Below are 24,178 nucleotides of genomic sequence, written 5' to 3'. Positions count from 1 at the left end.
GGGGCCCGCCGCCCCCCCCCCCCCGGGCCCCCCCCCGCCGCGCGGGGCCCCCCGGGCGGGGGGGGGGCCGGCCCCCCCCCCCCGGGGGCGGGGGGGGGGGGGGGCGGGGGGCCCCCCCCCCCCCCCCCCCGCGGCAGGGGGATCGTCACACCGCCCACCAGACGGTGGTGTCCGCGGGCACCAGGGCCTCGTCGTCGACGATCCTGACGTCCTCGTTGGAGAGGAGATACCGGCCGGGCAGCGGGACGGAGATGGCCCGGCCGGTGGTGTTGGCGGTGCAGACGAATCCGTCGCGGCGGAAGGAGAGCACACCCTCGGGTGCCTCCAGCCACTCGACGGACTCGCCCGCACCGAGTTCGGGGCGCTCGCGGCGCACGGCGAGCGCGCTGCGGTACAGCTCCAGGGTGGAGCCGGGGTCGCCGGTCTGCGCCTCGACGCTCAGGGCGCCCCAGGTCGCGGGCTGCGGCAGCCAGGAACCGCCGCCGCCGAAGCCGTACGAGGAGCCCTCGACGGACCACGGGATCGGCACCCGGCAGCCGTCGCGGAAGCCGTCCTGGCCGCTGGCCCGCCAGAACGACGGGTCCTGGCGCACCTCGTCGGGAAGGTCGGTGACGTCCGGCAGGCCGAGCTCCTCGCCCTGGTAGACGTACGCCGAGCCGGGCAGCGCCAGCATCAGCAGGGTCGCGGCACGCGCCCGGCGCAGGCCGAGCTCGCGGTCGCCGGGGGTCCGCAGCTGGGTGCCGAGGCCCGCCGGGTTGGCGAAGCGGGTGGCGTGCCGGGTGACGTCGTGGTTGGAGAGGACCCAGGTGGTGGGGGCGCCGACCGGGCGCATCGCCTCCAGGGACTCGTCGATGACGGTACGCAGTTCGGTGGCGTCCCAGTGGGTGCCCAGGTACTGGAAGTTGAAGGCCTGGTGCATCTCGTCGGGGCGCACGTAGTTCGCGGTGCGGGCGACGGTCGGGGTCCAGGCCTCGGCGACGAGGACGCGCTCCCCGTCGTACTCGGAGAGGACCTGCCGCCAGGAGCGGTAGACCTCGTGGACGCCGTCCTGGTCGAAGAACGGCATGACGTCGTTGCCGAGCAGCTTCAGCTGGTCGTGGGCACCGAGGTCGGGCAGGCCCTCGGCCTTGACGAGGCCGTGGGCGACGTCGACGCGGAAGCCGTCGACGCCCATGTCGAGCCAGAAGCGGAGGATCGACCGGAACTCGTCGCGTACGGCCGGGTGTTCCCAGTTGAAGTCGGGCTGCTCCGGGGCGAAGAGGTGCAGGTACCAGTCGCCGGGGGTGCCGTCCGGGTCCTCGGTGCGGGTCCAGGCCGGGCCGCCGAAGATGGACTCCCAGTCGTTGGGCGGCAGTTCGCCCTGCTTCCCCTTGCCGGGGCGGAAGTGGTAGCGCTCGCGCAGCGGCGACCCGGGGCCCTCGCGCAGCGCGCGCTGGAACCACTCGTGCTGGTCGGAGGAGTGGTTGGGGACCAGGTCGACGATGATGCGCAGGCCCAGTCCGTGGGCCTCGCGGATCAGTGCGTCGGCGTCGAGGAGGGAGCCGAACATGGGGTCGATGGCCCGGTAGTCGGCGACGTCGTAGCCGGCGTCGGCCTGCGGCGAGGCGTAGAACGGGGAGAGCCAGACGGCGTCGACGCCGAGTTCCTTGAGGTACGGCAGCCGGCTCCGGATGCCCTCCAGGTCGCCCATGCCGTCGCCGTTGCCGTCGGCGAAGCTGCGCGGGTAGACCTGGTAGATCACGGCGTCTCTCCACCAGCCCGTGTGCGTGCCGGTGGTCGGGGCGTCGGCCGGGGTGGCGAGATGCTGGGTCATGTCTTCCCTGGGAGGTAAGGAGATGCGTACAGGAGGGGCGCTCAGGGCCGTCAGCCCTTGACGGCACCGGCGGACATGCCGGTGACCAGGTGCCGCTGCGCGAAGAGGAACACCAGGGCGGCGGGGATGGCGATGAGCACGGAGGCCGCGGCCATCGGGCCCCACTGGGCGCCGTACTGGTTGACGAACTTCTGCAGTCCGCCGGCCAGGGTGAGGTTCTCGTCGCCGACCATGAAGGCGGAGGCGTAGGCGACCTCGCCCCAGGCGGTGATGAAGGAGTAGAAGGCGGTGACGGCGATGCCCGGCTTGGCCAGCGGCAGGATCAGCCGCCAGAAGGTGCCGAACGGGGTGAGGCCGTCGACGTAGCCGGACTCGTCGATCTCGCGCGGGATGGTGTCGAAGAAGCCCTTCATCATCCACGCGCAGAACGGGACGGCGATCGTCAGGTACGTGATGACGAGGCCGACCGGCTGGTTGAGCAGGCCCATCGACGCCATGATGTTGTAGATCGGCACGATGAGGACGGCGACCGGGAACATCTGGGTGATGAGCAGCGTCCACATCAGGCCGCGCTTGCCGGGGAAGCGGAAGCGGCTCACGGCGTAGCCCGTGGTGGCGGAGATGAAGACGCCGATGACGGTGGTGAGGCCGGCGACGAGCAGCGAGTTGGCGAACCAGGTGAGGAACGGGGTGTCGTTCAGCAGGTTCGTGAAGTTCTCGAGGGTCGTCTCTTTGAAGAAGTCCGTGGTGGTCGCGTACTTCGCCGGCTTCAGGGAGGTCAGCAGGACCCAGAGGACCGGGAAGACGGCGATCACGGACGCCACGATGAGCGTGGTGTGCAGCGCGACCGAGGCGAGCGGTGAACGGCGCCCGCGGACCGGAACGTTCGCGGTCTGGGGGGTGGGGGTCGTGGTGGTCACCAGACTTCTCCCTGCTTGCGGAGGACGCGCCGGTAGAACGCGGCGAAGACCATCAGGAGGATCAGGATCAGGACGCCCCACGTGGACGACTGGGCGAAGTCGCGCGGGCTGATCTCGAAGGAGAACTTGTACGCCTGGGTGACGAGGATCTGGGTGGCCTCGCCGGGCCCGCCCCGGGTGAGCAGGAAGATCACCGGGAACATGTTGAAGGTCCAGATGGTCGACAGCAGGATCACCGTGGTGCTGACGGACCGCAGGCCCGGCATGGTGATGTGCCGGAAGCGCTGCCAGGCGTTGGCGCCGTCCATCTCGGCGGCCTCGTACAGCTCGCCGGGGATGGACTGGAGCCCGCCGAGGAGGGCGACCATCATGAACGGGATGCCGAGCCAGACGTTGACGAGGATGACCGAGAACTTGGCCCAGGTGGGGTCGTTCAGCCACGGGATGCCGTCGATGCCGCCGCCCGTGAGGATCTGGTTGAGCATGCCGCGGCGCTCGTCGTACAGGAAGCGCCAGGCGAAGACGGAGACGAAGCCGGGCACCGCCCACGGCAGGATCAGCAGCATCCGGTAGAGGGAGCGGCCGGCGATCCTGCGGTTCAGGATGTTGGCGAGGGCCAGGCCGAGGGCGAAGGTGACGGCCACGCAGGAGACGGTCCACAGGACCGTCCACCCCAGGGTGGCGAGGAACTGGCTTCCGGTGACCGCGTCGACGTAGTTGTCCAGACCGACGAACTCGTAGGTGGCCGGGATCTCGTTGACGCCGATGCTGCGGGCGACGTTGCGCTCGTTGGCATCGGTGAACGACAGGTAGATGCCGCGGACCAGCGGGTAACCGATGATCACGCCGAGGACGACGATCACCGGGGCGACCATGGCCCAGGCGTACCAGTGGGTGGAGAGGGATCGACGCACGGCGCCGCCGTTGTCACCAGTACCGCGGCTCCGGCCGCGGGTGACGGTGTCACCCGCGGCCTTCGCCACCGACTGGCTGGGAGTGTCCACAGCCATCAGCCGGCCTGCCTTCCTTCTTACTTCCAGTCCTTCAGGAGCTTGCGGTAGGAGTCGCCGATCGCCTTGGCGCCGGCGTCCGGGCTGGTCTGGCCGGTGAGCACCTTGGTGTACTCGACCTTGACCGGCTCGAAGAGGCTGCCGCCCTCGGGGATCCAGGGGCGCTCGACCGCCTTCTCGACGACGGGCTTGAAGAAGCCGATCATCTCGTTGGTGGCGACGTCCGGCTTGATGAAGACGGACTCGCGGGTCGGGAGGAGGCTGAGCTCCTTCGCGATCGTCGTCTGGGTCTCGACCGAGGTCATGTACTCGGCGAAGGCGTAGGACGCGTCGCGGTTCTTGGAGCCCGCGTAGACGGCGAGGTTGTGACCGCCCTGCGGGGCGCCCTGGTTGGCGGAGCCGGCCGGGACCGGGGCGATGCCCAGGTTGGCCTTGTCCGTGAACTCCTTGCCGGCGTAGGTGTCGGCGACGGCCCACGGGCCGTTGATCATCATCGCGACCTTGCCGTCCTTGAAGGACGCCTGCATGTTGTCCCAGCCGTTGGTGGCGTCGGTGATCGCCGCCTTGGAGTCGACCAGGTCCTTCACCGTGGCGAGGGCCTTCACGCCGGCGGGGTTGTCGATGGTGATCGTCTTCTTCTCGGCGTCGACGAGGTTGCCGCCCTCGCCGTACAGGAAGGAGAGGAACCAGTACGGGTCGTCGCCGCGCAGGTAGAGACCGGTCTTGCCGGTCTTCTCCTTGATCTTGGCGGAGACGGTCTTCAGCTCGGCGATGGTCTTGGGGACCTCGACGCCGGCCTCCTTGAAGATCTTCTTGTTGTAGAAGATGCCCATGGAGTCGATGACCTGCGGCACCGCGTACGTCTTGCCGTTGTACTTGGTGGAGGCGGCGGCCTGCTCCAGGAAGTCGTCCGCGTCCTTGAGGGCCGGGGTGCCGTCGAGCGGGGCCAGGTAGCCGAGGTCCGCGAACTCCGGGGTCCAGGCGACCTCGGAGCGGATGACGTCGGGCGCGCCGGAGCCGGACTGCGCGGCGTTCTTGAACTTGTTCTGCGCCTCACCGAACGGCACGTTCACGTACTTGACGGTGACCTTGGGGTGCTTCTTCTTGAAGTCCTCGGCGACCTTCTTGAAGACCTTGTCCTCGGAGCCGACCGTGGAGGTGTCCCACCAGGTGACGGTGCCGGAGAGCTCGCCCGAGCTCTTCGTGCCGCCGTCGGAACCGCTGTCGCTCCCGCACGCCGCCAGGGTCACGCCCAGGGCCGCGACCAGCGCGGTGGCCGCTATGCCACGCCGCATGTGAACTCCTTCAACTGATCCCGGGGGGACGAGGGGCTGGAACCTTCCTCATGCGACCGCTCCCTCGCGGCGCTCCGGGTTGCCAGGAACGTAACAGGGATGAAAACGAGCCGAAAGACCTTGCGAGAACTTTCTGCAAGGTCCGGCGATCGTTACATCCGCGTGTCCCTAAGGTTGCCATCGGATCGCTTGACAGCAGCTGAGACAGGCCTTTTCGGGGGCGCGCGGTCCCCTGCACACGCCCCTCTTGCTCTCTGCGCGCCCTGCAAACCCTGCAAGGCCTTGCGAGGTGGCTTGCATCACCCGGCAGGTGGGCAATACGCCCCGTGACCGGTACAGTCCAGCCTCATGACCGCGCGGCTCTCCGACATCGCAGCCCAGGCGGGGGTCAGTGAGGCCACAGTCAGCCGCGTGCTCAACGGCAAGCCGGGCGTGGCCACGGCCACCCGCGAGTCCGTCCTTGCCGCGCTCGACGTGCTCGGCTACGAGCGGCCCGTACGACTGCGCCAGCGCAGCGCGGGGCTCGTCGGCCTCATCACCCCCGAATTGGACAACCCGATCTTCCCCGCGCTCGCGCAGGTCATCGGGCAGGCCCTGACCCGGCAGGGCTACACGCCGGTCCTCGCGACGCAGACCCCCGGCGGGTCCACCGAGGACGAGCTCACCGACATGCTGGTGGAGCGCGGTGTCGCCGGCATCATCTTCGTCTCCGGACTCCACGCCGACACCACCGCCGACATGACGCGCTACGACCAGCTGCGCGGCAAGGGCGTCCCGTACGTCCTGCTCAACGGCTTCTCGCCCAAGGTCCAGGCGCCCTTCGTCTCCCCCGACGACCGGGCGGCGATGCGGCTCGCGGTGACGCACCTGGCCTCGCTCGGGCACTCCCGGATCGGGCTGGCCGTCGGACCGAAGCGGTTCGTGCCGGTGCTCCGCAAGATAGAGGGCTTCCAGCAGGGCATGGCGGAGCGGCTCGGCCTCGGCCCCGAGGAGTCCGAGGAGCTGATCCAGCACTCCCTGTACACCCTGGAGGGCGGCCAGGCCGCGGCCGGGGCGCTGATCTCCCGGGGATGCACGGCGGTCGTCTGCGCCAGCGACATGATGGCGCTCGGCGCGATCCGGGCCGCACGGCAGCAGGGGCTCGACGTCCCCCGGGACGTCTCCGTCGTCGGTTTCGACGACTCTCCCCTCATAGCGTTCACCGATCCGCCGCTGACCACCATCCGGCAGCCCGTCCAGGCGATGGGGCAGGCCGCGGTCCGCGCGCTGCTCGAAGAAGTGGGCGGCACCCCCGCCCCGCACTCCGAGTTCGTGTTCATGCCCGAGCTGGTCGTACGCGGTTCAACCGCCTCCGCTCCGCCTCGTCCCTGAGGGGGAGCGGGTGCGCCGGGAACCCGTCGGAGGGATGATCGGTCGGGGGACGGAATCTGGCACACTCTCTGCCTATGGGTGAAACGACCGTGAAGAGTTTGGACGACCGGACGACCCCGTCGTCGTCACCCAGCGTGGCCGACGGCAGGTGGGCGTGGCTGCGTACGCGTACGCCCCGGCGCCCCCGCATCTGGTTCGAGCTGCTGCTGATCGCGGTGAGCTACTGGACGTACTCGCTCATCCGCAACGCGGTCCCGGAGCAGAAGGCCCAGGCGCTCAGGAACGCCGACTGGATCTGGCAGACCGAGGAGTCCCTCGGCCTGGCCTTCGAGCACGCCGTCAACCATGCCGTGAACTCGGTGACATGGCTGATCGTGTCGATGAACTACTACTACGCGACGCTGCACTTCATCGTCACCATCGGTGTGCTCGTATGGCTGTACCGATGGCAGCCGGGCCGTTACGCCGCGTTCCGTACCGTTCTGTTCGCCACCACCGCCGTGGCCCTGGTCGGTTACTACCTGTACCCGCTCGCGCCGCCCCGGTTGATGGAGAACATGGACTTCGTCGACACGGTCCTGGTGCACCAGACGTGGGGCTCGATGGCCTCGGGCGACCTCAAGCACATGTCGAACCAGTACGCGGCGATGCCGTCGATGCACATCGGCTGGTCGCTCTGGTGCGGTCTCACCCTCTTCTTCGTGGCGAAGGCGCCCTGGGCGAAGATCCTGGGCCTGCTCTACCCGGCGGGCACGCTCGTCGTGATCGTCGCGACCGCCAACCACTTCTGGCTGGACGCGGTCGGCGGCATGATCTGCCTCGGCTTCGGTTTCGTCGTCGCCTTCGCCCTGTACGGCGCCTGGCCGCACCGGCTGTCCAAGCACGTGGAGACGCCGGCGCCGGTCGCCGCCGGCGGCCCGGCCCCCGCGGAGGGGACGGACCGCGAGGCTGTCGACTCCGAACGGCCGCGGGTCAGCTCCGGAACGTGACCCGCCCGCCGGCGACGGTGAGCAGGACCGGGGCCTCCGCGGTCTCGTCCGCCGGGGCCTCCACCGGGTCCACGGCGAAGGCGGTGAGGTCGGCCCGGTAGCACGGGGCGATCCGGCCCGCGATCCTCTCCTCCCCCGCGGCGACCGCCGCGTGCGTGGTCATGCCCTCCAGGGCCATCAGGCCCGTGAGCCCGTGCCGGGCCGAGGCGGCGCCGCGCGGGGCCCGCGCGGTGGCGAGCACCTGCCGGGCGTCGTAGTGGGCGATGGGCCAGTCGGAGCCGAGCGCGAGGTGCGCCCCGGCGTCCCGCAGGTCGCGGCAGCGCCAGGCGCGGGCGGCCCGCTCCTCGCCGAGCCGCTTCGACCACTCGTCGGTGTGGTCGGCGCGGGTGTACGCGGTGTGCGGGGGCTGCATCGAGGCGACGACGCCGAGCGCGGCGAAGCGTCCGAGCTGGTCGTCGGGGACGGTCTCGATGTGCTCGATCCGGTGCCGTGGGCCGCCCCCGCCCAGGGTTTCGACGGTGTCGAGGACGTGCCGTACGGCGGCGTCGCCGATGGCGTGGGTGGCGGTGCCGACCCCGGCGCGGTGGAGGTGGCGTACGGCGGCGGAGTACGCGGCCGGGTCGGGCCAGAAGGCTTCGGTGCCCCGGCCGTGGCAGTCGGCGTGCTCCAGCCAGGCGGTGCCGCCCTCGACGGTGCCGTCCATGAAGAACTTGACGCCGCCGACCGCCCAGAGCCGTCCGGCCCGCTCCTGGAGCCGTACCAGCGCGTCCAGCTCCCCGGCGGTGGCGCCGGGCATGCACCAGGGCGCGAGGCGAAGGCGTAGCGGCAGGTCGCCCTCCTCCTCCAGGGCGGTGAGCAGTCCGGGGACGTCGTGTCCGCCGAGGTCCATGACGTGGGCGGAGGTGAGGCCGGTGGCGGCCATGGCGGTGAGCAGGTCGACGAGCCGGGTGCGGCGCTCGGCGTACGGCTGGGCGGGCAGGACCGGGGTCATCAGGTCCATGGCGGCGTGTTCGATCAGATGGCCGGTGGGGCGGCCTTCGGCGTCGCAGACGATCTCGGAGTGCTGGGCGAAGGCGCGGGGGCCTTCGATGCCGGCGGCCTTGAGCGCGGTCGCGCTCGCGAGGACGGAGTGTCCGTCGTAGAGGCGGAGGTGGGCGGGGGCGCCGTCGAGGACGTCCTCGACGAGGTCGTGGTGGAGGGGGCGGCCGCCGAAGACGTTGTGGTCGAGGCCGAAGCCGAGGATCCAGCCGCCCCGGCGCTCGGCGCTGCGGAGGGCGGCGCGCAGTCCTTCGAGGTCCCTGACGCCGGACAGGTCGGTGCCGGTGAACATCTCAAGACCCCACACGGGGTGGCTGTGGGCGTCGGTGAGGCCGGGGGTGAGGGTGGCTCCGGCGAGGTCGACGGTCTCGGTGCCCGCTCCGGCCCAGGCGCGGGCCTCGGTGTCGCCGCCGAGGGCGGTGATCAGTCCGTCGCGGACGGCGACAGCGGTGTGCCCGGTGAGCTCGGGGTCGCGGACGCGGGCGTTGACGAGGACGAGGTCGGCTGCGGAGGACACGTGGGGGCTCCAGGGTCGGTCGGGGCGGCGGGGTCCGTGTGGTCGGTCGGGGCGGCGGGTTCGGCGGGTTCGGCGGCGAAGTGGGCGTAGACCTCGGGGCGGGTGCGGCGCAGCCGGTACGCGAGGAGGAGCCCGAGGGCGAGGACGGTGGGGACGACCGCGACGAGGACCGCGTTGACGGTCGGGGACGCGCCGGTGAAGAGCGCGACCTTGGAGGCGACCAGCCAGATCGCCACGGCGAGCAGGGCGGCGGCGGTGACGGGGGCGACGAGGGTGCGCAGGGCGCCCTCCTGGTGCGGGACGCGCCGGAAGTAGCGCACGACGGCGAGGGCGGCGAGCAGCATCAGCGCCATGAGCCCGAGCATGCCGGGGGTGTTCACCCAGAGCAGCAGCTGGGTGTACGGGTCGGCGCCGGCGGCCGCGAAGCCGAGGACGACGCCCGCGCCGAGCACGGTCTGGGCGATGCCGGCGACGTACGGGGAGCGGTGGCGGGGGTGGATCCGGCCGAGGGCGGCGGGCAGGACGCCCTCCTCGGCGAGGGCGAGGCCGTAGCGGTTGATCGCGTTGTGGAAGGCGAGCAGCGAGGCGATGATGCTGGTCACGATGAAGACGTGCATCAGGTCGGCGGCCCAGGGCCCCACGTAGGTGGTGATGGCGGCGAAGAACAGTCCGCCGGGGTCGTCCGCGGCCGCCGCGACCACCCGGTCGTCGCCGAAGGCCTGGATCACGGTCCAGACGACGAAGGCGTAGAACAGGCCGAGGAAGCCGACCGCGATGTAGGTGGCGCGGGGGATGGTGCGGGCGGGGTCGCGGGCCTCGCGGCGGTAGATCACGGTGGACTCGAAGCCGGTGAAGGCCGAGAAGGCGAAGGCCAGTACGGCCGCCGTGCCGGGTACGAGGACGTTCCCGGGGGCGAAGGAGGCGAGGGAGAGCCCGTCGGCGCCGCCCTCGATGAGCACGCCGCCGGCGAGGAGGACGAGTATGCCGGTCTCGGCGACGAGCAGGACGCCGAGGAGCTTGGCGCCGAAGTCGATCGAGCGGTAGCCGCCGTACCAGATGAGCAGCAGGCCGCCGAGGGCGATCGGGAGCCAGGGCAGGTCGGTGCCCCACAGGGCGTGGGCGGTGTCGGCGGTGGCGGAGCCGAGGAGTCCGTAGACGCCGATCTCCATGCCGTTGTAGCCGACCATGGCGACCAGGGCGGCGGCGATGCCGAGCGGTTTGCCGAGGCCCTGGGCGATGTACGCGTAGAAGGCGCCGCCGCTGCGGACGTGCCGGCTCATGGTGGTGAAGCCGATGGCGAAGACCGCCAGGGTGATGCCGGCGATGAGGTAGCCGGCCGGGGCGCCGATGCCGCCGAGGACGAGGGCGATGGGGGCCACGCCGGCCATCACGGTCAGCGGCGCGGCCGCGGAGACGACGAAGAACGAGATGTCGGCGGTGCTGAGGGTGCCGGTGCGCAGACCGGGCGGCTTGTCGGAGGCGCTGGAGGACATGCGGGAGAAGCCCTTCTCGTAAACCTAAAGGCTTTCGGTTGGCGCAATGTAGCCTCATGTCCAACGACTGGGGAAGACCTGAACAGCGGGAGTACGTCCATGGGCCGGCCGCACAAGCCCCTCCTCGACCGGGCGCGCATCACCACCACGGCGCTCGAACTCGTCGACGAGCAGGGCGACTTCAGCGTCCCGCAGATCGCGCGGCGGCTCGGGGTGCAGACGGCGTCGGTGTACCACCATGTGGACGGCAGGGACGGCATCGTGGAGCTGCTGCGGGAGCGGGTCTGCTCCGCCATCGACGGCGGCACGCTCGACGGGCAGCCCTGGGACGCGGCCTTCGCCGCCTGGGCGCGCTCCTACCGGGCCGCCTTCGCCGCCCATCCGAAGGCGATCCCGCTGCTCACCGGCTCACCGGTGCGCGCCCCGAGGGTCCTCGAGCAGTACGAGCAGGCGGTCGCCCTCCTCCTCGACGCGGGCTTCGCCCTCCCGGCCGTCATGCCGGTGATCATCGCCCTGGAGAACCTGGTCCTGGGCTCGGCCCTCGACATGGCCGCCCCGGAGGCGATGTGGGAACTGGCCGACGACACGGCCACCCCGCACCTCGCGCGGGCCCTGGCCGCCTTCCCCGAGGGCGGCCGCACCGACACCGCCTTCGAACTGGCCCTGGCCGGCTACCTGGCGCACATCCGGGGGCTGCCGGACGGGGCGGGCCTGCCGGACGGGGAAGGCGGGGGCCGCGACCAGCGACCGAGCCCCGGGGGGGCTCACGCCCCGTAGAACAGCTCCTCCACGACCGCCCTGGCCCGGCGGGTGATCCGCCGGTAGTCGTCGACCATCTCGCCGACGTGCCCCGGCCCGTACCCCAAGTAGCGTCCCACCGCCGCGAGTTCGCGCGGGTCGGAGGGGAAGGTGTCGCCGGGCCGGCCGCGTACCAGCATGACCGCGTTACGGACACGGGTGGCCAGGACCCATGCCTCGTCCAGGGTCTGCGCCTCCTCCGTCGGGATCAGTCCGGCCGCGTGCGCCGCCCTGAGCGCCTCGCGGGTACGGGGGGTCCGCAGCCCCGGCTCCGCCCAGCCGTGCCGCATCTGGAACAGCTGGACCGTCCACTCGACGTCGCTGAGGCCGCCGCGCCCCAGCTTGGCGTGGAGCGTCGGGTCGGCGCCGCGCGGCAGCCGCTCGGACTCCATCCGGGCCTTGAGGCGGCGGATCTCGCGGATCGCGTCCTCGCCGAGGCCCTCGGCCGGATAGCGCAGCGGGTCGACGAGTTCGATGAACCTCTCCGCCAATTCCCGGTCGCCCGCCATGGGTTCGGCGCGCAGCAGCGCCTGGCTCTCCCAGACGAGCGACCAGCGGTGGTAGTAGGCCGCGTACGACTTCAGGGTGCGGACCATGGGGCCGCTCTTGCCCTCCGGCCTGAGGTCGGCGTCGATCAGCAACGGCGGGTCTGCGGTGGGCAGTTGGAGGAGCCGGCGCATCTCCGTGACCACCCGGTTCGCGGCCCGCGCGGCCTCCTGCTCGTCGACGCCCGCACGCGGCTCGTGCACGAACAAGACGTCGGCGTCGGAGCCGTACCCCAGCTCGTGCCCTCCGAAGCGGCCCATGCCGATGACCGCGAACCGGGTCGGCAGCTCCTCGCCCCACTCGGCGCGCACGGCCGCCCGCAGGGCGCCCGCGATCGTCACCGCGTTGAGATCGGTGACGGACTCCCCCACCCGGTCGACCAGCGCCCCCGGATCGGGCTCGCGGGGACTGTCCTCGGTGCCGTACGAGCCGATGAGGTCGGCCGCGGCGGTACGGAACAGCTCCCTGCGCCGCACCCCGCGGGCCGCCGCCACGGCCTGTTCGGCGTCGCCCGCGCGGCCCACCGCCGCCAGGACCTCCTGCTCCAGGTGGTCCCGGCCGCGCGGCTTCAGCCCCTCCGGGTCGCCGAGGAGCGCGACCGCCTCGGGGGCGCGGAGCAGCAGGTCGGGGGCGAGCCGCCCGGCGGAGAGCACCCGGGCGAGGTTCTCGGCCGCGGCGCCCTCGTCCCTGAGCAGCCGCAGGTACCAGGGGGTCTTGCCGAGGGCGTCCGACACCTTGCGGAAGCCGAGCAGGCCGGCGTCCGGGTCGGCCGAGTCCGCGAACCAGCCGAGCAGCACCGGAAGCAGCGTCCGCTGGATCGCGGCCTTCCGGCTGACCCCGGAGGCCAGCGCCTCCAGGTGCCGCAGGGCGGCGGCGGGATCCTCGTACCCCAGGGCTTCGAGCCGCTGTCCGGCCGCCTTCGGGCTGAGCCGGATCTCGCCGGGGGCGAGCTGGGCGACCGCGTCGAGCAGCGGCCGGTAGAAGATCTTCTCGTGCAGGCGGCGGACGACGGCCGCGTGCCGCTTCCACTCCTTGTTCAGGTCGGCGACCGGGTCGGTGCGCAGGCCGAGTGAGCGGCCGAGGCGCCGCAGGTCGGCCTCGTCCTCGGGGACGAGGTGGGTGCGGCGCAGCCGGTACAGCTGGATGCGGTGCTCCATGGCCCGCAGGAAGCGGTACGCCTCGTCGAGCTGGGACGCGTCGGCCCGGCCGACGTAGCCGCCGGCGGCGAGGGCGGCGAGCGCGTCGAGGGTGGTGCCGCTGTGCAGTCCCGCGTCGTTGCGGCCGTGCACGAGCTGGAGGAGCTGGACGGCGAACTCGACGTCCCGAAGCCCGCCGGGGCCGAGCTTCAGCTCTCGGTCGACCTGGGCGGCGGGGATGTTGTCGACGACCCGGCGCCGCATCTTCTGCACGTCGGGGACGAAGTTCTCCCGCTCGGCGGCCTGCCAGACGAGCGGGGAGACGGCGTCGATGTACTGGGCGCCGAGCTCCGGGTCGCCCGCGACGGCGCGCGCCTTGAGCAGCGCCTGGAACTCCCAGGTCTTCGCCCACCGCTGGTAGTAGGCGAGATGCGAGGAGAGGGTACGGACGAGGGGGCCGTTGCGGCCCTCGGGGCGGAGGTTGGCGTCGACCGGCCAGATGGTGCCCTCGACGGTGGTCTCCGAGCAGATCCGCATCAGGTGCGAGGCGAGCCGGGTCGCCGCCTGCATGGCCTTCCCCTCGTCGGCGCCCTCGACGGGCTCCCCGACGAAGATCACGTCCACGTCGGAGACGTAGTTCAGCTCATGGCCGCCGCACTTCCCCATCGCGATCACCGCGAGCCGGCACAGGGCGGCGTCGGCGGGATCGGCCGCACGGGCGAGGGAGAGCGCGGCCCGCAGGGTCGCCGTCGCCAGGTCCGCGAGCTCGGCGGCGGTCTCGGCGACGTCGATGGTGCCGCACACGTCACGGGCCGCTATGGCGAGGAGGCAGCGGCGGTAGGCGACCCGCAGCGAGACCGCGTCGACGGCGCCGGCGAGCCCCCGCTCGAACTCCTCGACCCCCGGGTGCAGGTCCTCCGACTCGTACGTGACGAGGGACTCCCAGTCGCGCGGGTGGCGGGCCAGGTGGTCGGCGAGCGCCTCGGACGCGCCGAGCACGCCGAGGAGCCGGTCCCGGAACGGCTTCGCGGAGAGCAGCGTGGTGGTGAAGGTCTGCCGCTCGGTCTCGGGCTGCGCCTCGGCCAGGCGCACCAGGCCGCGCAGGGCGAGATCGGGGTCGGCGGTGGCGCCGAGGGCGTCGAGGAGGACGGAGTCGCCGCGCAGGGCGGACAGCTCGGGCACGTCCAGGAGCCGTTCGGCGCCGGAGGGGTCGGTGAATCCGTGCCTCAGCAGACGTGAGAAGGTGCTGCTTCTACGTCCGGGCACCGTCATTCCGCCGCTCCCTCCGAGCAGGTCCGCCCAGGGGTGGGGCCCGGGCGGATCGAGCCTATCCGGAGTGGTGGGCGGGGGCGTCGAGGCCTTCGGTTCGCAGCGGATCACACGTGATCTCTCGCACATTGATCGCTTTTCGAGCCCGATGAACCGTATTTCTTGAAAGTCCGTCTTGCTTCTCGAAGCTTCTCGAAGGTCCCCCCACCGGGTGCGGACCCCGTCCGCCTGTCCGCCTCCGCCGTGTCTCCCCTGCCGGCCCCCTCTGTCCCTCCGCTCCCCCCTGTCGAAAGCGCGCCGCCGAACATGTCCGTCCGCCCCCGCCGCCGTCTCCTCCCGTCCCGCCGCGTGACCGTCTCCACAGCGGTGACGGCCGTCCTGCTGGGGGGCACCTTCGCCGGGGTGCTCTCGGTGACGGGAGCACCGGCGCCGACGGCTCACGCGGCGGACCCGAAGCCGGCGGCGACCGCCCTGCGGGCGGCGCACCCGAAGCCGGCGGCGCCGAAGACACCGCCTCCCGCCCGCGTGGCCGGGTCGCGGGCGGAGCCCGTACGGTCCGCGAAGGAGCCCACCTCCGTGGTGCAGGTCGTGGCGCACCCGGACGACGACCTGTTCTTCATGAACCCGGACATATCCCAGTCGATACGCTCCGGCCACCCCCTGACCTCGGTCTACCTCACGGCCGGCGAGTCGGACGGTGTCAACGCCCGCCCGCACGAGGCCGCCGGGGCCGACGCCGACAAGGCGGACTACGCCGAGGCCCGGCAGAACGGCATCCGCGCCGCGTACGCCGAGATGGCGACCGGCAGCCGTACCAGCCCCTGGGAGCGGGTCGCGATACCCACGGCCGGCGGCGCGACGGCGGAGATGGACACGCTGCGCGCGCAGCCGCAGGTCAGGCTGGTGTGGCTGCAGATACGCGAGGCCGGTTCGACCACCGGCGACCGCCCGCACAGCCTCAACGGCCTCTGGAACGGCCGGATCACCGCCCTGGAGTCCCAGCGCTCCTCCGGCACCCCGGTCGGCGCCGACTTCACGTACACGAAGGACCAGGTCGTCGCCACGATCGCGGGGCTGCTCGACCGCTTCCGGCCCACGTTCGTCCGGATGCAGGACCCGAGCCCCGGCAAGGACCCGGCGAGCGGGAAGCTCAGGGACCACCAGGACCACCTGTACGGGGCGAGGTTCACCCAGGCCGCGCTCGCCCGGTACGCGGACGTCCCCGGGCATCCGCACGTCGGCGTGCAGAACTACCTCGGCTACCCCACCAGCGTCCTGCCGCACACCCTCGACCCCGAGACCGCGGGCGCGAAGCTGAAGACCCTGAAGACGTACGCGTGGCTGGACGGCGTCAACGACTGCGGGACCCCCGCCGGCTGCGGTGACCTGAAGGTGGCGGCGCGGCCCGCCGGACGGGGCTGGACCCAGACCATCCGGTACGCCCGGGGCACCTCCACCTCCTGGGTGCAGCGGGGCCCGGACGGCGAGCTGCACGCCTTCTCCGTACTCGACGGACAGCTCGCCGCCTGGCGGAAGCCGGCGACCGGCGCCGCCTGGCACGGCCCGACGCTGCTGCCCGGCGGCGGCCTGGACAGCGGCATCACCTCCGTGACCCTGCCCGACGGGCGCATCGCCGTCTTCGGCACCCGGACGGTGCTCGCGGGCGGCCCCGCCGGCTACCACCGCGAGGTGGTGACCACCGCGCAGGGGGCGCCGGGCGGCGCCTTCGGCCCGTGGACCTCGCTCGGCACGCCCGAGCGGGACGACGCCGGGGGCACCTCGGACATCAGCGCGCCCGCCGTGACCGTCGCCGCCGACGGGCGTGCGACCGTCGTCCTGCGGGACAGCGGGCACCGTCTGACGGCCCGTGAGCAGGGCCCGGACGGCGGCTGGGGCCCGTGGCGGACGCTCGGCGGCGCGGACGTGTACGGCGACCCCGTCTCGGCGGCGGACGGGGCCGGGCGCGGCTACGTCTTCGCGAGCACCCCGAGCACGGTCCTGACCTGGGCGCAGCGGCGCCCCGGCGGGCCGTTCACCGGGCCGGCGCCGACCGGGCTTCCGCCGACGACGCTGGCGCTGAGCGCGAGCGCGGCGCCGGACGGCGACGGCGTACGGCTCTGGTTCCGCAAGCCGGCCTCCGGCGACCTGCGGAGCGCCGACTTCTCGGGTACGGGCCCGATCTCCCCGATCACCGAGCTGCCGGGCGCCGGAGTCGCCGGCTTCGGCCCGGTGAGCGGCGGCGACGGCCTGCTCGCGGTCCGGTCGCGGACCGGTTTCCTGGCGACGGCGCCGCACGGCAGGGCGGGGGCGCGGCCGGTGTGGAGGCTGGAGCGGTTCCTGTTCTCGGGGGCGCCGGACGCGGGGACGGACGGGGTGGCGGCGATCGGCCTGGACGGCAGGCTGCACTGGACGCCCGCGGGCCGATGAGTTCCCGGTCGCCGGCCGGTCCGTACTGAGAGACGTACCGGTACGGCGAAAGGAACGGCGATGGACCCGCGGACTTCCCTCGATCCCCGCTTCAGCGACCCGAAGGCCGCCCCGGCGTCCTGGCCCGACGCCGCCGCCCGGCTCGCGGCGGCCGAGGTCTTCTGGCTGACGACCGTACGCCCGGACGGCCGTCCGCACGTCACCCCGCTGATCGCGGTGTGGGCGGAGGGCGCGCTCCACTTCTGCACCGGCCCCGACGAGCGCAAGGCCCGCAATCTGGCGGGCAATCCGGCGGTGGTCCTCACGACGGGCACGCCCACGCTCGGCGAGGGCTTCGACCTGGTGGTCGAGGGCGAGGCCGTACGGGTGGCGGACGAGGGCCGGCTTGCGGGGCTCGCGGAGGCGTACGTGGAGAAGTACGGGCCGGATTGGCGATTCGAGGTGCGCGACGGGGCGTTCGTGGGCGACGGTGGTACGGCCCTGGTGTTCGCGGTCGCGCCCCGCACGGTCTTCGGCTTCGCCAAGGGCGACCCCTTCGGTCAGACCCGCTGGCGTTTCTGAGGAGAACCCCCGATGAACTGGACCCTGGAAGTCATCCCCGTACCGGTCGCCGACATCGACCGGGCGAAGGAGTTCTACGGCGACAAGTGCGGCTTCAAGATCGACCTGGACGACGAGGTGGCGCCCGGCGTGCGGATCGTCCAGGCGACGCCGCCGGGCTCCCGCTGTTCGATCGCGCTGCTGAGCGGGATGCCGCCGATGCCGGGCACGAAGGAGATGGCGCCGGGCAGCCTCCAGGGCCTCCAGATCTGCGTCACGGACATCGAGGCGGCGCGCAGGGAACTGGTCGAGCGGGGCGTCGACGTCACCCCGGTCCGGCACGTCGGCGCGACGGGCTGGGAGGACGGCAAGGGCGACACCTGGAACTCGTTCATGGCCTTCGACGACCCGGACGGCAACGGCTGGGTCGTCCAGGAGGCCCCGTCGGAACTGTCGGAGCGCTGAGGTCGAGCGGCGGGTAGCGGGTAGCGGCTCAGAACCCGAGGTAGAAGTGGCGGAGCGTCTCGTCCTCCGCCACGCACGGCATCCCGGCGGCTTCCATCACCTTGTGCGAGGCCGGGTTGTCCAGGTCGGCGTCGCCCTTCACCCCGGTGGCGCCGGCGACCCGGGCGATCTCGACGAGCGCCCGCAGTGCCTCGGAGGCGTACCCCTTGCCCCGCTCTCCCGGCACGACGCCGTACCCGACGGTCACGACCCCGAGGTCGTCCGGCGGCCCGTGGAACCCGATCCCGCCGACGACGACCCCGCTCTCCGGGAGCCGTATCTCGTACGCCCGGAACACCCCCGGATCGCCGCGCTCGGCGACCCCCCGCAGAAACCCGGTGACCCCGCGGACGTCCCCGTCCTGCGGATACCCCTCGGCCCACCGGTCACCGGCCCCGGGCTCCCGGGCGACGACCCGCTCGGCCTCGTCCACGCTCAACGGATGCAACAGAAGCCGCGCGGTGGCGGCGGAAGCGATCTTCACCGGGGCAGTCTGAACGCCCCGCCGCCCGCGGGCAACGTATTTCCCTCGGCCAGGAGCCGCACCACTCCGACCGAGGTTGGGCCGCCGCTCGACTGGCACGCGCCGACCCGCCACCGGCCCGCCGGAACGGAGACGTCGGCCTGCTGCGGCATCCGCGTGCCACCGGGGTACGCCGTCCCCAGATCGGCACCGGCCTCGGCCGAGTCCATCAACACGGCCGGCCCGTCGGTCTCCCAGATGCCGCACTCCTCCCACGACGTGTCCGGGGCGTCCAGCAGGGCCTCGGCCGCGGCGACCAACTCCTCCTCGGAGTCCGCCCCGAGCCACCGCACGAAGGCCAGCCGCTCGGGCAGGAACCGGGTCGTCGCGGGCTCGTCCGCCAGCACTAGGACGTTCGCCCCGTCACCGATCACACCGGCGAGCCCTTCGACGGCACAGGCCAGGTCGTAGTCGTCCGACTCACCGGTGCCCCCGAGGATCGTCCCCTCCTCCGTACACCCACCCCACCCCCGCAGCACCGTCACCGGCACCACGACGAGCGGACCACCCATGGACTCGACCCAGTTGCTCATGCGGCGCAGTGTGCCACCGACGTCTGACAGTCCCGGGCCAGACGGGAAACGGCCGCAGTCATACCCTGCTACTGACCCGGGGGTTACAGCACCGGCAGGTTCTTCCGCAGCTCGAAGGCGGTGACCTCCGAGCGGTACTCCTCCCACTCCTGCTTCTTGTTGCGGAGGAAGAAGTCGAAGACGTGCTCGCCGAGGGTTTCCGCGACCAGTTCGCTCTTCTCCATCAGGGCGATCGCCTCGCCCAGGTTCTGCGGGAGGGGTTCGATGCCCATCGCTCGGCGTTCCGAGTCCGAGAGGGCCCAGACGTCGTCGTCGGCGCCTGCCGGGAGTTCGTAGCCCTCCTCGATGCCCTTGAGGCCCGCCGCGAGGAGGACCGCGTACGTCAGGTAGGGGTTGGCGCCCGAGTCGATGGAGCGGACCTCGACGCGGGAGGAGCCCGTCTTGCCCGGCTTGTACATGGGTACGCGGATGAGGGCGGAGCGGTTGTTGTGGCCCCAGCAGATGTACGAGGGGGCCTCGCCGCCCGAGCCGGCCGTGCGGGACGAGCCGCCCCAGATGCGCTTGTACGAGTTGACCCACTGGTTGGTGACGGCCGAGATCTCGCCCGCGTGCTTCAGGAGGCCCGCGATGAAGGAGCGGCCGACCTTCGAGAGCTGGTACTCGGCGCCCGACTCGTAGAACGCGTTCCGGTCGCCCTCGAAGAGCGACAGGTGGGTGTGCATGCCCGAGCCCGGGTAGTCCGAGAACGGCTTCGGCATGAAGGTCGCCTGGACGCCCTGCTCCAGCGCGACCTGCTTCATCACCAGACGGAACGTCATGATGTTGTCGGCCGTGGAGAGCGCGTCCGCGTACCGGAGGTCGATCTCCTGCTGGCCCGGCGCGCCCTCGTGGTGGCTGAACTCCACCGAGATGCCCATCGATTCGAGCATGGTGATCGCCTGCCGGCGGAAGTCCATGCCCACGTTCTGCGGGGTGTGGTCGAAGTAGCCCGAGTTGTCGGCCGGGGTCGGCCGGGTGCCGTCGAGCGGCTTGTCCTTCAGCAGGAAGAACTCGATCTCGGGGTGCGTGTAGAAGGTGAAGCCCAGGTCCGAGGTCTTGGCCAGGGCCCGCTTCAGGACGTACCGCGGGTCCGCGAAGGACGGCGAGCCGTCCGGCATCAGGATGTCGCAGAACATCCGCGCCGTGCCCGGGGCCTCGGCGCGCCACGGCAGGATCTGGAAGGTTCCCGGGTCCGGCTTGGCGATCATGTCCGATTCGTAGACGCGGGCGAAGCCCTCGATCGCGGAGCCGTCGAAACCGATGCCCTCGTCGAAGGCCTGCTCCAGTTCGGCGGGCGCCACCGCCACCGACTTGAGGAAGCCGAGCACGTCGGTGAACCACAGACGTACGAAGCGGATGTCGCGCTCCTCGAGCGTACGGAGCACAAATTCCTGCTGCTTGTCCATTTCCACACCCATCCTCGCTGGTCAGGCCGCCTGCTCCCACCGCCTCGGCACATCGGGGGGCACCTGAGCATCCCACCACATGGTTTCGCGCACGTTGCACACCCATAGTGCCTGCCCGGGTGTGACTCAGGTAACGCGGGAACGGCCGGATCCGGTGTCCGTTCTCCCCGCGGGGGCCTCCCCTTCGGTACCGAGTGGTACCCCGTTCGGCCCACGGAGGCCCCGCGCACACTACGATCTGCGCCCATGGGGGCCCCACGGCTCGTACGCCCGTCCCGACACGCGCGTCCCATGGCACTGGTGAGTGCCGTGGCGACGCTCCTCGCCGCGCTCTTCTTCTGTCTGGGGGCCGAGCCCGACGGGCATCATGAGGCTGCGGACCGGGCCGGTCCGCAGCCGGGCGCTCGGGCGGTGACCCTCGCCGGTGGCGGCACTGCCGGGAGCGGGGCCACCGTGCGCGGCGCCGCCGTGCGCGAGTACGTCTGCCCGTACGACCGCGGCGGCTGCTCCCTCTTCCCTTCCCTCTCCCCCGCGGTGCTCAGCGCGCCCCCGCTCGACCCGCCGCTGCACACGGCGGGCGGGCCGCCGCGTCTCGACCCGCCGTCCGGTGACGGCCCTGCGCGCCGCTCAGGCGCCCAGCCGCGCGCACCGGACCTGCACGTCCTTCAAGTTCTCCGGACGTAGCGGCGGCGGGCGTCCCGCCCCCGCACGTCCACCCCCGAACTCCACCCCACCCCTGAAGAAGGACGACACCACCATGGCCGCCAACCGCTCCGCCAACGCCGACCGCCGCGCCCGAATAGAGGAGATGCGCCGCGCCGAGCAGGCCCGTGAGCGCCGCAACCGTCTCATCACCATCGGCGTCTCCGGGGTCGTCGTCCTCGGCCTCGTCGGCTTCGGCACCTTCGTGCTGATGAAGAAGTCCGACGAGCAGGACCAGAAGGAAGCCGCCGCGAAGGCGCCCATCGCCGCCGAGAAGTCCTGGGACGCCGCCAAGCTCGGCCGCAACCACGTCGAGACGGCCGTGAAGTACGACATGAAGCCGCCGGTCGGCGGTGACCACCACCCGGTCTGGATGAACTGCGACGGCGTGGTCTACAAGAAGGCCATCTCCGAGGTGAACGCCGTGCACTCGCTCGAGCACGGCGCCGTCTGGGTGACGTACAACAAGAAGGCCGCCGCCGACGACGTGAAGAAGCTCGAAGCCAAGGTCGGCAAGACCCAGTACACGCTGATGAGCCCGGTCGACGACCAGGCCGGCGCCATCATGCTGTCCGCCTGGGGCAAGCAGGTGACCGTGGACAACGCCTCCGACCCCCGGATCGACGCCTTCTTCACGAAGTACGTCCAGGGGAAGCAGACCCCCGAGCCCGGCGCGGCCTGCACCGGCGGGCTCGACCAGTGAGCGGGGACGACGACCTCCTGACCGAGCCCCTCCCGGCCCGGCGGCCGGACCGCACGCGGTGGGCGGCGGTCACCGCCGTCGCGCTCGCCCTGCTGTTCGCCGGCGGCGCCGTGACCGTCGCCTCCGCCGAGCGCGAGGAGGCGCCGCGTACGCCCTCCACCGCGTCGGCGGACGCCGGCTTCGCCCGGGACATGTCCGTCCACCACCAGCAAGCTGTCGAGATGTCGTTCATCGTCCGGGACCGCACCCAGGACGAGGAGGTACGCCGCCTCGCGTACGACATCGCCAACACCCAGGCCAACCAGCGGGGCATGATGCTCGGCTGGCTCGACCTGTGGGAGCTGCCCAAGGTCGAGTCCGGCGTCGAGCCGATGACCTGGATGGGCATGGGCGGCTCCGGCGACACCGGTCCGCTCGACGGGGCCCTCATGCCCGGCATGGCGACCGGCGCGCAGCTGGACCAGCTGCGGAAGGCCAGTGGCCGTGAGGCCGAGATCCTGTACCTGAAGCTGATGACCGCGCACCACAAGGGCGGGGTCCACATGGCCGAGGGCTGCGTCCAGCGGTGCTCGGTGGTCGTCGAGCGTGACCTCGCGCAGGGCATGGTCGACGCGCAGGAGTCCGAGATCCTGCTGATGGCGGACATGCTCAGGGAGCGTGGCGCCACCGCCTGAACGGCCGAGCAAAGGCTCCGGAGGCCCTCGCGACCCGTTGCGGTCGCGGGGGCCTCGCCGTGCGCCGAGAATGGGTCTGCTCGGGGACGTAACGGTGACCGCGTTCGACGAAAGGTACCCACCCCATGACCACGGCGAAGGACATCATGCACCCCGGGGCGCGCTGGATCCCGGCCCACGAGACGCTCGACCGCGCCGCGCAGATGATGCGCGACCTCAAGGTGGGCGCGCTGCCCATCGCCGACGAGAACGAGCGGCTCTGCGGCATCATCACGGACCGCGACATCGTGATCGGCTGCGTGGCCATGGGCCACGACCCGGCCAGGGTCACCTGCGGCGAGATGGCGAAGGGCACCCCGCGCTGGGTCGAGGCGGGCGCGGACGTCGGCGCCGTCCTGGAGGAGATGCAGAGCCACCAGATCCGGCGCCTCCCCGTCATCGAGGGCAAGCGGCTCGTCGGCATGATCAGCGAGGCCGATCTGGCGCAGCACCTGTCGGACGAGCAGATCAAGGCGTTCTGTACGAGCGTCTACGCCGCTTCCTGACCGGACCGGGGACGCCCGGGGTTCAGGACCGCCCGGGGTTCAGAACCGCCCGGGCCACCGCGTCCGGGCGGTCGCGCATGACCAGATGGCCCGACGGCACGGCCGCCTCGTAGTGGGCGCCGAGCCGCCGGGCCAGGGCGCGTTGGCGCCGTGCCCAGCGGGCGGAGCCGTCGGGCGCGGCGAGCACGGTGACGGGGAGGCCCGGCGGGAGCGGGTGGCGGTCGCGCAGGGCGAGGAGTTCGGCGGCGACGGCCCCGTAGCGGGCGTTCTCCAGGAGGGCGCCGCGCAGCACGCGTGAGGTGCGGTAGACGCGGCGCACGAGGTCGGCGTGGGCCCGGTCGTGGCGTACGGCCGCGCGGCGGACCAGCGGGCCGAGGGCGGCCGGCATCCCGGCGGCGCAGAGAGCGGCGCCGAGGGCCCGGGAAGCGGCGGTCGTACGGGCGGGCCGGGGGCGCTCCTCCACCGAGGAGTCGACGAGGACGAGGGCGGCGGTCCTGGCCGGGTGGAGTCGGGCGAAGGCCTCCGCGTGGAACCCGGCGATCGAGTGCCCGACGACGGTGACGGGCCCGGGGAGCCCAAGCGCGTCGAGGACCCCGGCGATCCGGTCGGCCTCGCCCGCGGCGGTGGGCGGGACGGCGGCGGGGGCGGAGAGGCCGTGTCCGGGACGGTCGAAGCGGACGACCGTACGGTGCGGGGCGAGGAGCGGGACGACCGGGTCCCAGTCGAACCAGCTCAGGGCGAGTCCCGCGCTCAGCACGCAGACGGGCCCCGAGCCCTCGGCGGTGACGTGGTGGGCCACTCCCCCGATCCGTACGAAGGTCATCGTTCCTCCTCGTCGATAGCGGGGTCGGTGGGCGGGTCGGTGGGCTGCTCCGTCGCCAGGGCGTACGCGAGGACCGCGAGCCACACCGCCACCAGGAGCACCTGGGACCGCTGGGCCGCGCCGAGCGCCCAGCTGCCCCTCCCGGCCTCGGAGGCGGCGACGGCGGCCAGGGTCCAGACGGTGGCGGCCAGCTCCAGGGCGACGACGGCCGGGCCGATACGGGCGAGGGGCCGCCACCGGCCGTGGCGGCGGGCGGCCACCGTCAGGGCGATCAGGGCGGCGAGGGCACCGGTCATGGCGAGGCCGGAGCTGACGGCGTGGGCCGTATGGGTGGCGGGCACGAGCCCGGCGGCCTCCCGCGCCGCGCAGGCGGCGTCGGCGGTCGGGGCGCAGCTGAGCGGCAGGCGCGAGTCGAGGGCGGTGGCCGCGCCGAAGACGGCGAGCGCGATCCAGCCGACGAGCGCCCAGGCTTCCCGGGGGCGGGCACGGTCGAGTACTACGTGCCCGAGGGGCCGTGGACGAACGTCCTCACCGGTGCCCGGATCACCGGCCCCCGCTGGGTCC

General features: G+C 72.3%; 22 protein-coding genes. 10 read left to right on the top strand and 12 right to left on the bottom strand.

What is annotated here, in order from left to right:
• Nucleotides 1-145 precede the first annotated feature (145 nt).
• The 4 genes from ABT034_RS34100 to ABT034_RS34085 are packed head-to-tail and all read right to left on the bottom strand — an operon-like array spanning nt 146 to nt 5,038.
• The gene (locus ABT034_RS34100) at nt 146-1,813 is read right to left on the bottom strand and encodes a glycoside hydrolase family 13 protein (protein WP_351220981.1); all 1,668 of its coding nucleotides are present in this window, start codon (nt 1,811-1,813) and stop codon (nt 146-148) included.
• Between the two features lie 50 nt (nt 1,814-1,863).
• Nucleotides 1,864-2,736 carry a sugar ABC transporter permease gene (locus ABT034_RS34095; RefSeq protein WP_351220982.1) on the bottom strand — a complete coding sequence of 291 codons (873 nt, stop codon included), beginning with the start codon at nt 2,734-2,736 and terminating at the stop codon, nt 1,864-1,866.
• Nucleotides 2,730-3,743, bottom strand: a complete 1,014-nt coding sequence (locus ABT034_RS34090; RefSeq protein ID WP_351220980.1) for a carbohydrate ABC transporter permease — start codon at nt 3,741-3,743, stop codon at nt 2,730-2,732. Before ABT034_RS34090 ends, ABT034_RS34095 begins: the two co-directional genes overlap by 7 nt.
• Before the next feature lie 20 nt (nt 3,744-3,763).
• A complete protein-coding gene (locus ABT034_RS34085) occupies nt 3,764-5,038 on the bottom strand; it encodes an extracellular solute-binding protein (protein WP_351220979.1) in 1,275 nt (424 codons plus the stop codon).
• A 348-nt stretch (nt 5,039-5,386) separates the two neighbouring features.
• Here ABT034_RS34085 and ABT034_RS34080 point away from each other — a divergent pair, with 348 nt between their 5' ends.
• Together ABT034_RS34080 and ABT034_RS34075 are read left to right on the top strand one after the other, a co-directional pair.
• Nucleotides 5,387-6,409, top strand: a complete 1,023-nt coding sequence (locus ABT034_RS34080) for a LacI family DNA-binding transcriptional regulator (RefSeq protein ID WP_351220978.1) — start codon at nt 5,387-5,389, stop codon at nt 6,407-6,409.
• Nucleotides 6,410-6,483: 74 nt separating this feature from the next.
• Nucleotides 6,484-7,398 carry a phosphatase PAP2 family protein gene (locus ABT034_RS34075; RefSeq protein ID WP_351220977.1) on the top strand — a complete coding sequence of 305 codons (915 nt, stop codon included), beginning with the start codon at nt 6,484-6,486 and terminating at the stop codon, nt 7,396-7,398.
• Here ABT034_RS34075 and ABT034_RS34070 read toward each other — a convergent pair.
• Together ABT034_RS34070 and ABT034_RS34065 are read right to left on the bottom strand one after the other, a co-directional pair.
• A complete protein-coding gene (locus ABT034_RS34070; RefSeq protein ID WP_351220976.1) occupies nt 7,382-8,953 on the bottom strand; it encodes an amidohydrolase in 1,572 nt (523 codons plus the stop codon). The two genes, ABT034_RS34075 and ABT034_RS34070, sit on opposite strands and share 17 nt — an antisense overlap.
• Nucleotides 8,860-10,446: an APC family permease gene (locus ABT034_RS34065; protein WP_351220975.1), complete on the bottom strand. Its 1,587-nt coding sequence runs from the start codon at nt 10,444-10,446 to the stop codon at nt 8,860-8,862. The genes ABT034_RS34070 and ABT034_RS34065 overlap by 94 nt, the downstream gene beginning before the upstream one ends.
• A gap of 99 nt (nt 10,447-10,545) precedes the next feature.
• Here ABT034_RS34065 and ABT034_RS34060 point away from each other — a divergent pair, with 99 nt between their 5' ends.
• Complete coding sequence (locus tag ABT034_RS34060; RefSeq protein ID WP_351220974.1) at nt 10,546-11,223, top strand: TetR/AcrR family transcriptional regulator; 678 nt, start codon at nt 10,546-10,548, stop codon at nt 11,221-11,223.
• Here the strand turns inward: ABT034_RS34060 and ABT034_RS34055 are convergent.
• Complete coding sequence (locus ABT034_RS34055) at nt 11,211-14,198, bottom strand: bifunctional [glutamine synthetase] adenylyltransferase/[glutamine synthetase]-adenylyl-L-tyrosine phosphorylase (RefSeq protein WP_351220973.1); 2,988 nt, start codon at nt 14,196-14,198, stop codon at nt 11,211-11,213. The genes ABT034_RS34060 and ABT034_RS34055 overlap by 13 nt on opposite strands.
• A 345-nt stretch (nt 14,199-14,543) precedes the next feature.
• Between ABT034_RS34055 and ABT034_RS34050 the strand changes: the two genes are divergently transcribed.
• Genes ABT034_RS34050 through ABT034_RS34040 form a run of 3 tightly spaced genes read left to right on the top strand, consistent with a single transcriptional unit; the run spans nt 14,544 to nt 17,627 of the window.
• Complete coding sequence (locus tag ABT034_RS34050; protein ID WP_351220972.1) at nt 14,544-16,622, top strand: PIG-L family deacetylase; 2,079 nt, start codon at nt 14,544-14,546, stop codon at nt 16,620-16,622.
• Between the two features lie 60 nt (nt 16,623-16,682).
• Nucleotides 16,683-17,183 carry a pyridoxamine 5'-phosphate oxidase family protein gene (locus ABT034_RS34045; protein WP_351220971.1) on the top strand — a complete coding sequence of 167 codons (501 nt, stop codon included), beginning with the start codon at nt 16,683-16,685 and terminating at the stop codon, nt 17,181-17,183.
• Nucleotides 17,184-17,195: 12 nt separating this feature from the next.
• On the top strand, nt 17,196-17,627 hold the full coding sequence (locus ABT034_RS34040; protein ID WP_351220970.1) for a VOC family protein: 432 nt from the start codon (nt 17,196-17,198) through the stop codon (nt 17,625-17,627).
• Nucleotides 17,628-17,655: 28 nt separating this feature from the next.
• Here ABT034_RS34040 and ABT034_RS34035 read toward each other — a convergent pair whose 3' ends face one another.
• The 3 genes from ABT034_RS34035 to glnA2 form a co-directional block, all read right to left on the bottom strand.
• Entirely contained in the window at nt 17,656-18,150 is a 495-nt protein-coding gene (locus ABT034_RS34035; RefSeq protein WP_351220969.1) for a GNAT family N-acetyltransferase, read from the bottom strand.
• Nucleotides 18,147-18,722 (bottom strand): Imm21 family immunity protein, encoded by a 576-nt coding sequence (locus ABT034_RS34030; RefSeq protein WP_351220968.1) that lies wholly within the window; start codon nt 18,720-18,722, stop codon nt 18,147-18,149. Before ABT034_RS34030 ends, ABT034_RS34035 begins: the two co-directional genes overlap by 4 nt.
• Nucleotides 18,723-18,805: 83 nt before the next feature.
• Nucleotides 18,806-20,167 carry a gamma-glutamylpolyamine synthetase GlnA2 gene (gene glnA2 / locus ABT034_RS34025; RefSeq protein ID WP_093876415.1) on the bottom strand — a complete coding sequence of 454 codons (1,362 nt, stop codon included), beginning with the start codon at nt 20,165-20,167 and terminating at the stop codon, nt 18,806-18,808.
• A 291-nt stretch (nt 20,168-20,458) separates the two neighbouring features.
• On the opposite strand from glnA2, the gene ABT034_RS34020 reads away from it, so the two are divergent.
• From ABT034_RS34020 to ABT034_RS34005, 4 genes are all read left to right on the top strand, one after another.
• Entirely contained in the window at nt 20,459-20,851 is a 393-nt protein-coding gene (locus ABT034_RS34020) for a hypothetical protein (protein WP_351220967.1), read from the top strand.
• A gap of 73 nt (nt 20,852-20,924) precedes the next feature.
• The gene (locus tag ABT034_RS34015; protein ID WP_351220966.1) at nt 20,925-21,572 is read left to right on the top strand and encodes a thioredoxin-like domain-containing protein; all 648 of its coding nucleotides are present in this window, start codon (nt 20,925-20,927) and stop codon (nt 21,570-21,572) included.
• 17 nt (nt 21,573-21,589) lie between these two features.
• A complete protein-coding gene (locus ABT034_RS34010) occupies nt 21,590-22,246 on the top strand; it encodes a DUF305 domain-containing protein (RefSeq protein ID WP_502973109.1) in 657 nt (218 codons plus the stop codon).
• A gap of 125 nt (nt 22,247-22,371) precedes the next feature.
• The gene (locus ABT034_RS34005) at nt 22,372-22,791 is read left to right on the top strand and encodes a CBS domain-containing protein (protein ID WP_351220964.1); all 420 of its coding nucleotides are present in this window, start codon (nt 22,372-22,374) and stop codon (nt 22,789-22,791) included.
• Nucleotides 22,792-22,813: 22 nt separating this feature from the next.
• Here ABT034_RS34005 and ABT034_RS34000 read toward each other — a convergent pair whose 3' ends face one another.
• Nucleotides 22,814-23,614, bottom strand: a complete 801-nt coding sequence (locus ABT034_RS34000) for an alpha/beta fold hydrolase (protein WP_351220963.1) — start codon at nt 23,612-23,614, stop codon at nt 22,814-22,816.
• Nucleotides 23,611-24,178, bottom strand: a 568-nt coding sequence (locus ABT034_RS33995; RefSeq protein ID WP_351220962.1) for a DUF998 domain-containing protein, incomplete at its 5' end; no start/stop codon positions are given. The genes ABT034_RS33995 and ABT034_RS34000, both read right to left, overlap by 4 nt.

Origin of the sequence: Streptomyces sp. NPDC002773 (assembly GCF_040295605.1) — a bacterium.
In the GTDB taxonomy this organism is placed as follows: domain Bacteria; phylum Actinomycetota; class Actinomycetes; order Streptomycetales; family Streptomycetaceae; genus Streptomyces.
The sequence above is the reverse complement of the archived record's forward strand: the minus strand, read 5'-3'. Positions and strand labels throughout refer to the sequence as shown.

Excerpts from the sequence above, each read along its gene's own strand:
- ABT034_RS34100 (WP_351220981.1), bottom strand. The coding sequence starts at position 1,813 with ATGACCCAGCATCTCGCCACCCCGGCCGACGCCCCGACCACCGGCACG.
- ABT034_RS34090 (WP_351220980.1), bottom strand. The coding sequence starts at position 3,743 with ATGGCTGTGGACACTCCCAGCCAGTCGGTGGCGAAGGCCGCGGGTGAC.
- ABT034_RS34085 (WP_351220979.1), bottom strand. The coding sequence starts at position 5,038 with ATGCGGCGTGGCATAGCGGCCACCGCGCTGGTCGCGGCCCTGGGCGTG.
- ABT034_RS34080 (WP_351220978.1), top strand. The coding sequence starts at position 5,387 with ATGACCGCGCGGCTCTCCGACATCGCAGCCCAGGCGGGGGTCAGTGAG.
- ABT034_RS34075 (WP_351220977.1), top strand. The coding sequence starts at position 6,484 with ATGGGTGAAACGACCGTGAAGAGTTTGGACGACCGGACGACCCCGTCG.
- ABT034_RS34065 (WP_351220975.1), bottom strand. The coding sequence starts at position 10,446 with ATGTCCTCCAGCGCCTCCGACAAGCCGCCCGGTCTGCGCACCGGCACC.
- ABT034_RS34060 (WP_351220974.1), top strand. The coding sequence starts at position 10,546 with ATGGGCCGGCCGCACAAGCCCCTCCTCGACCGGGCGCGCATCACCACC.
- ABT034_RS34055 (WP_351220973.1), bottom strand. The coding sequence starts at position 14,198 with ATGACGGTGCCCGGACGTAGAAGCAGCACCTTCTCACGTCTGCTGAGG.
- ABT034_RS34045 (WP_351220971.1), top strand. The coding sequence starts at position 16,683 with ATGGACCCGCGGACTTCCCTCGATCCCCGCTTCAGCGACCCGAAGGCC.
- ABT034_RS34040 (WP_351220970.1), top strand. The coding sequence starts at position 17,196 with ATGAACTGGACCCTGGAAGTCATCCCCGTACCGGTCGCCGACATCGAC.
- ABT034_RS34030 (WP_351220968.1), bottom strand. The coding sequence starts at position 18,722 with ATGAGCAACTGGGTCGAGTCCATGGGTGGTCCGCTCGTCGTGGTGCCG.
- glnA2 (WP_093876415.1), bottom strand. The coding sequence starts at position 20,167 with ATGGACAAGCAGCAGGAATTTGTGCTCCGTACGCTCGAGGAGCGCGAC.
- ABT034_RS34020 (WP_351220967.1), top strand. The coding sequence starts at position 20,459 with ATGGCACTGGTGAGTGCCGTGGCGACGCTCCTCGCCGCGCTCTTCTTC.
- ABT034_RS34015 (WP_351220966.1), top strand. The coding sequence starts at position 20,925 with ATGGCCGCCAACCGCTCCGCCAACGCCGACCGCCGCGCCCGAATAGAG.
- ABT034_RS34005 (WP_351220964.1), top strand. The coding sequence starts at position 22,372 with ATGACCACGGCGAAGGACATCATGCACCCCGGGGCGCGCTGGATCCCG.
- ABT034_RS34000 (WP_351220963.1), bottom strand. The coding sequence starts at position 23,614 with ATGACCTTCGTACGGATCGGGGGAGTGGCCCACCACGTCACCGCCGAG.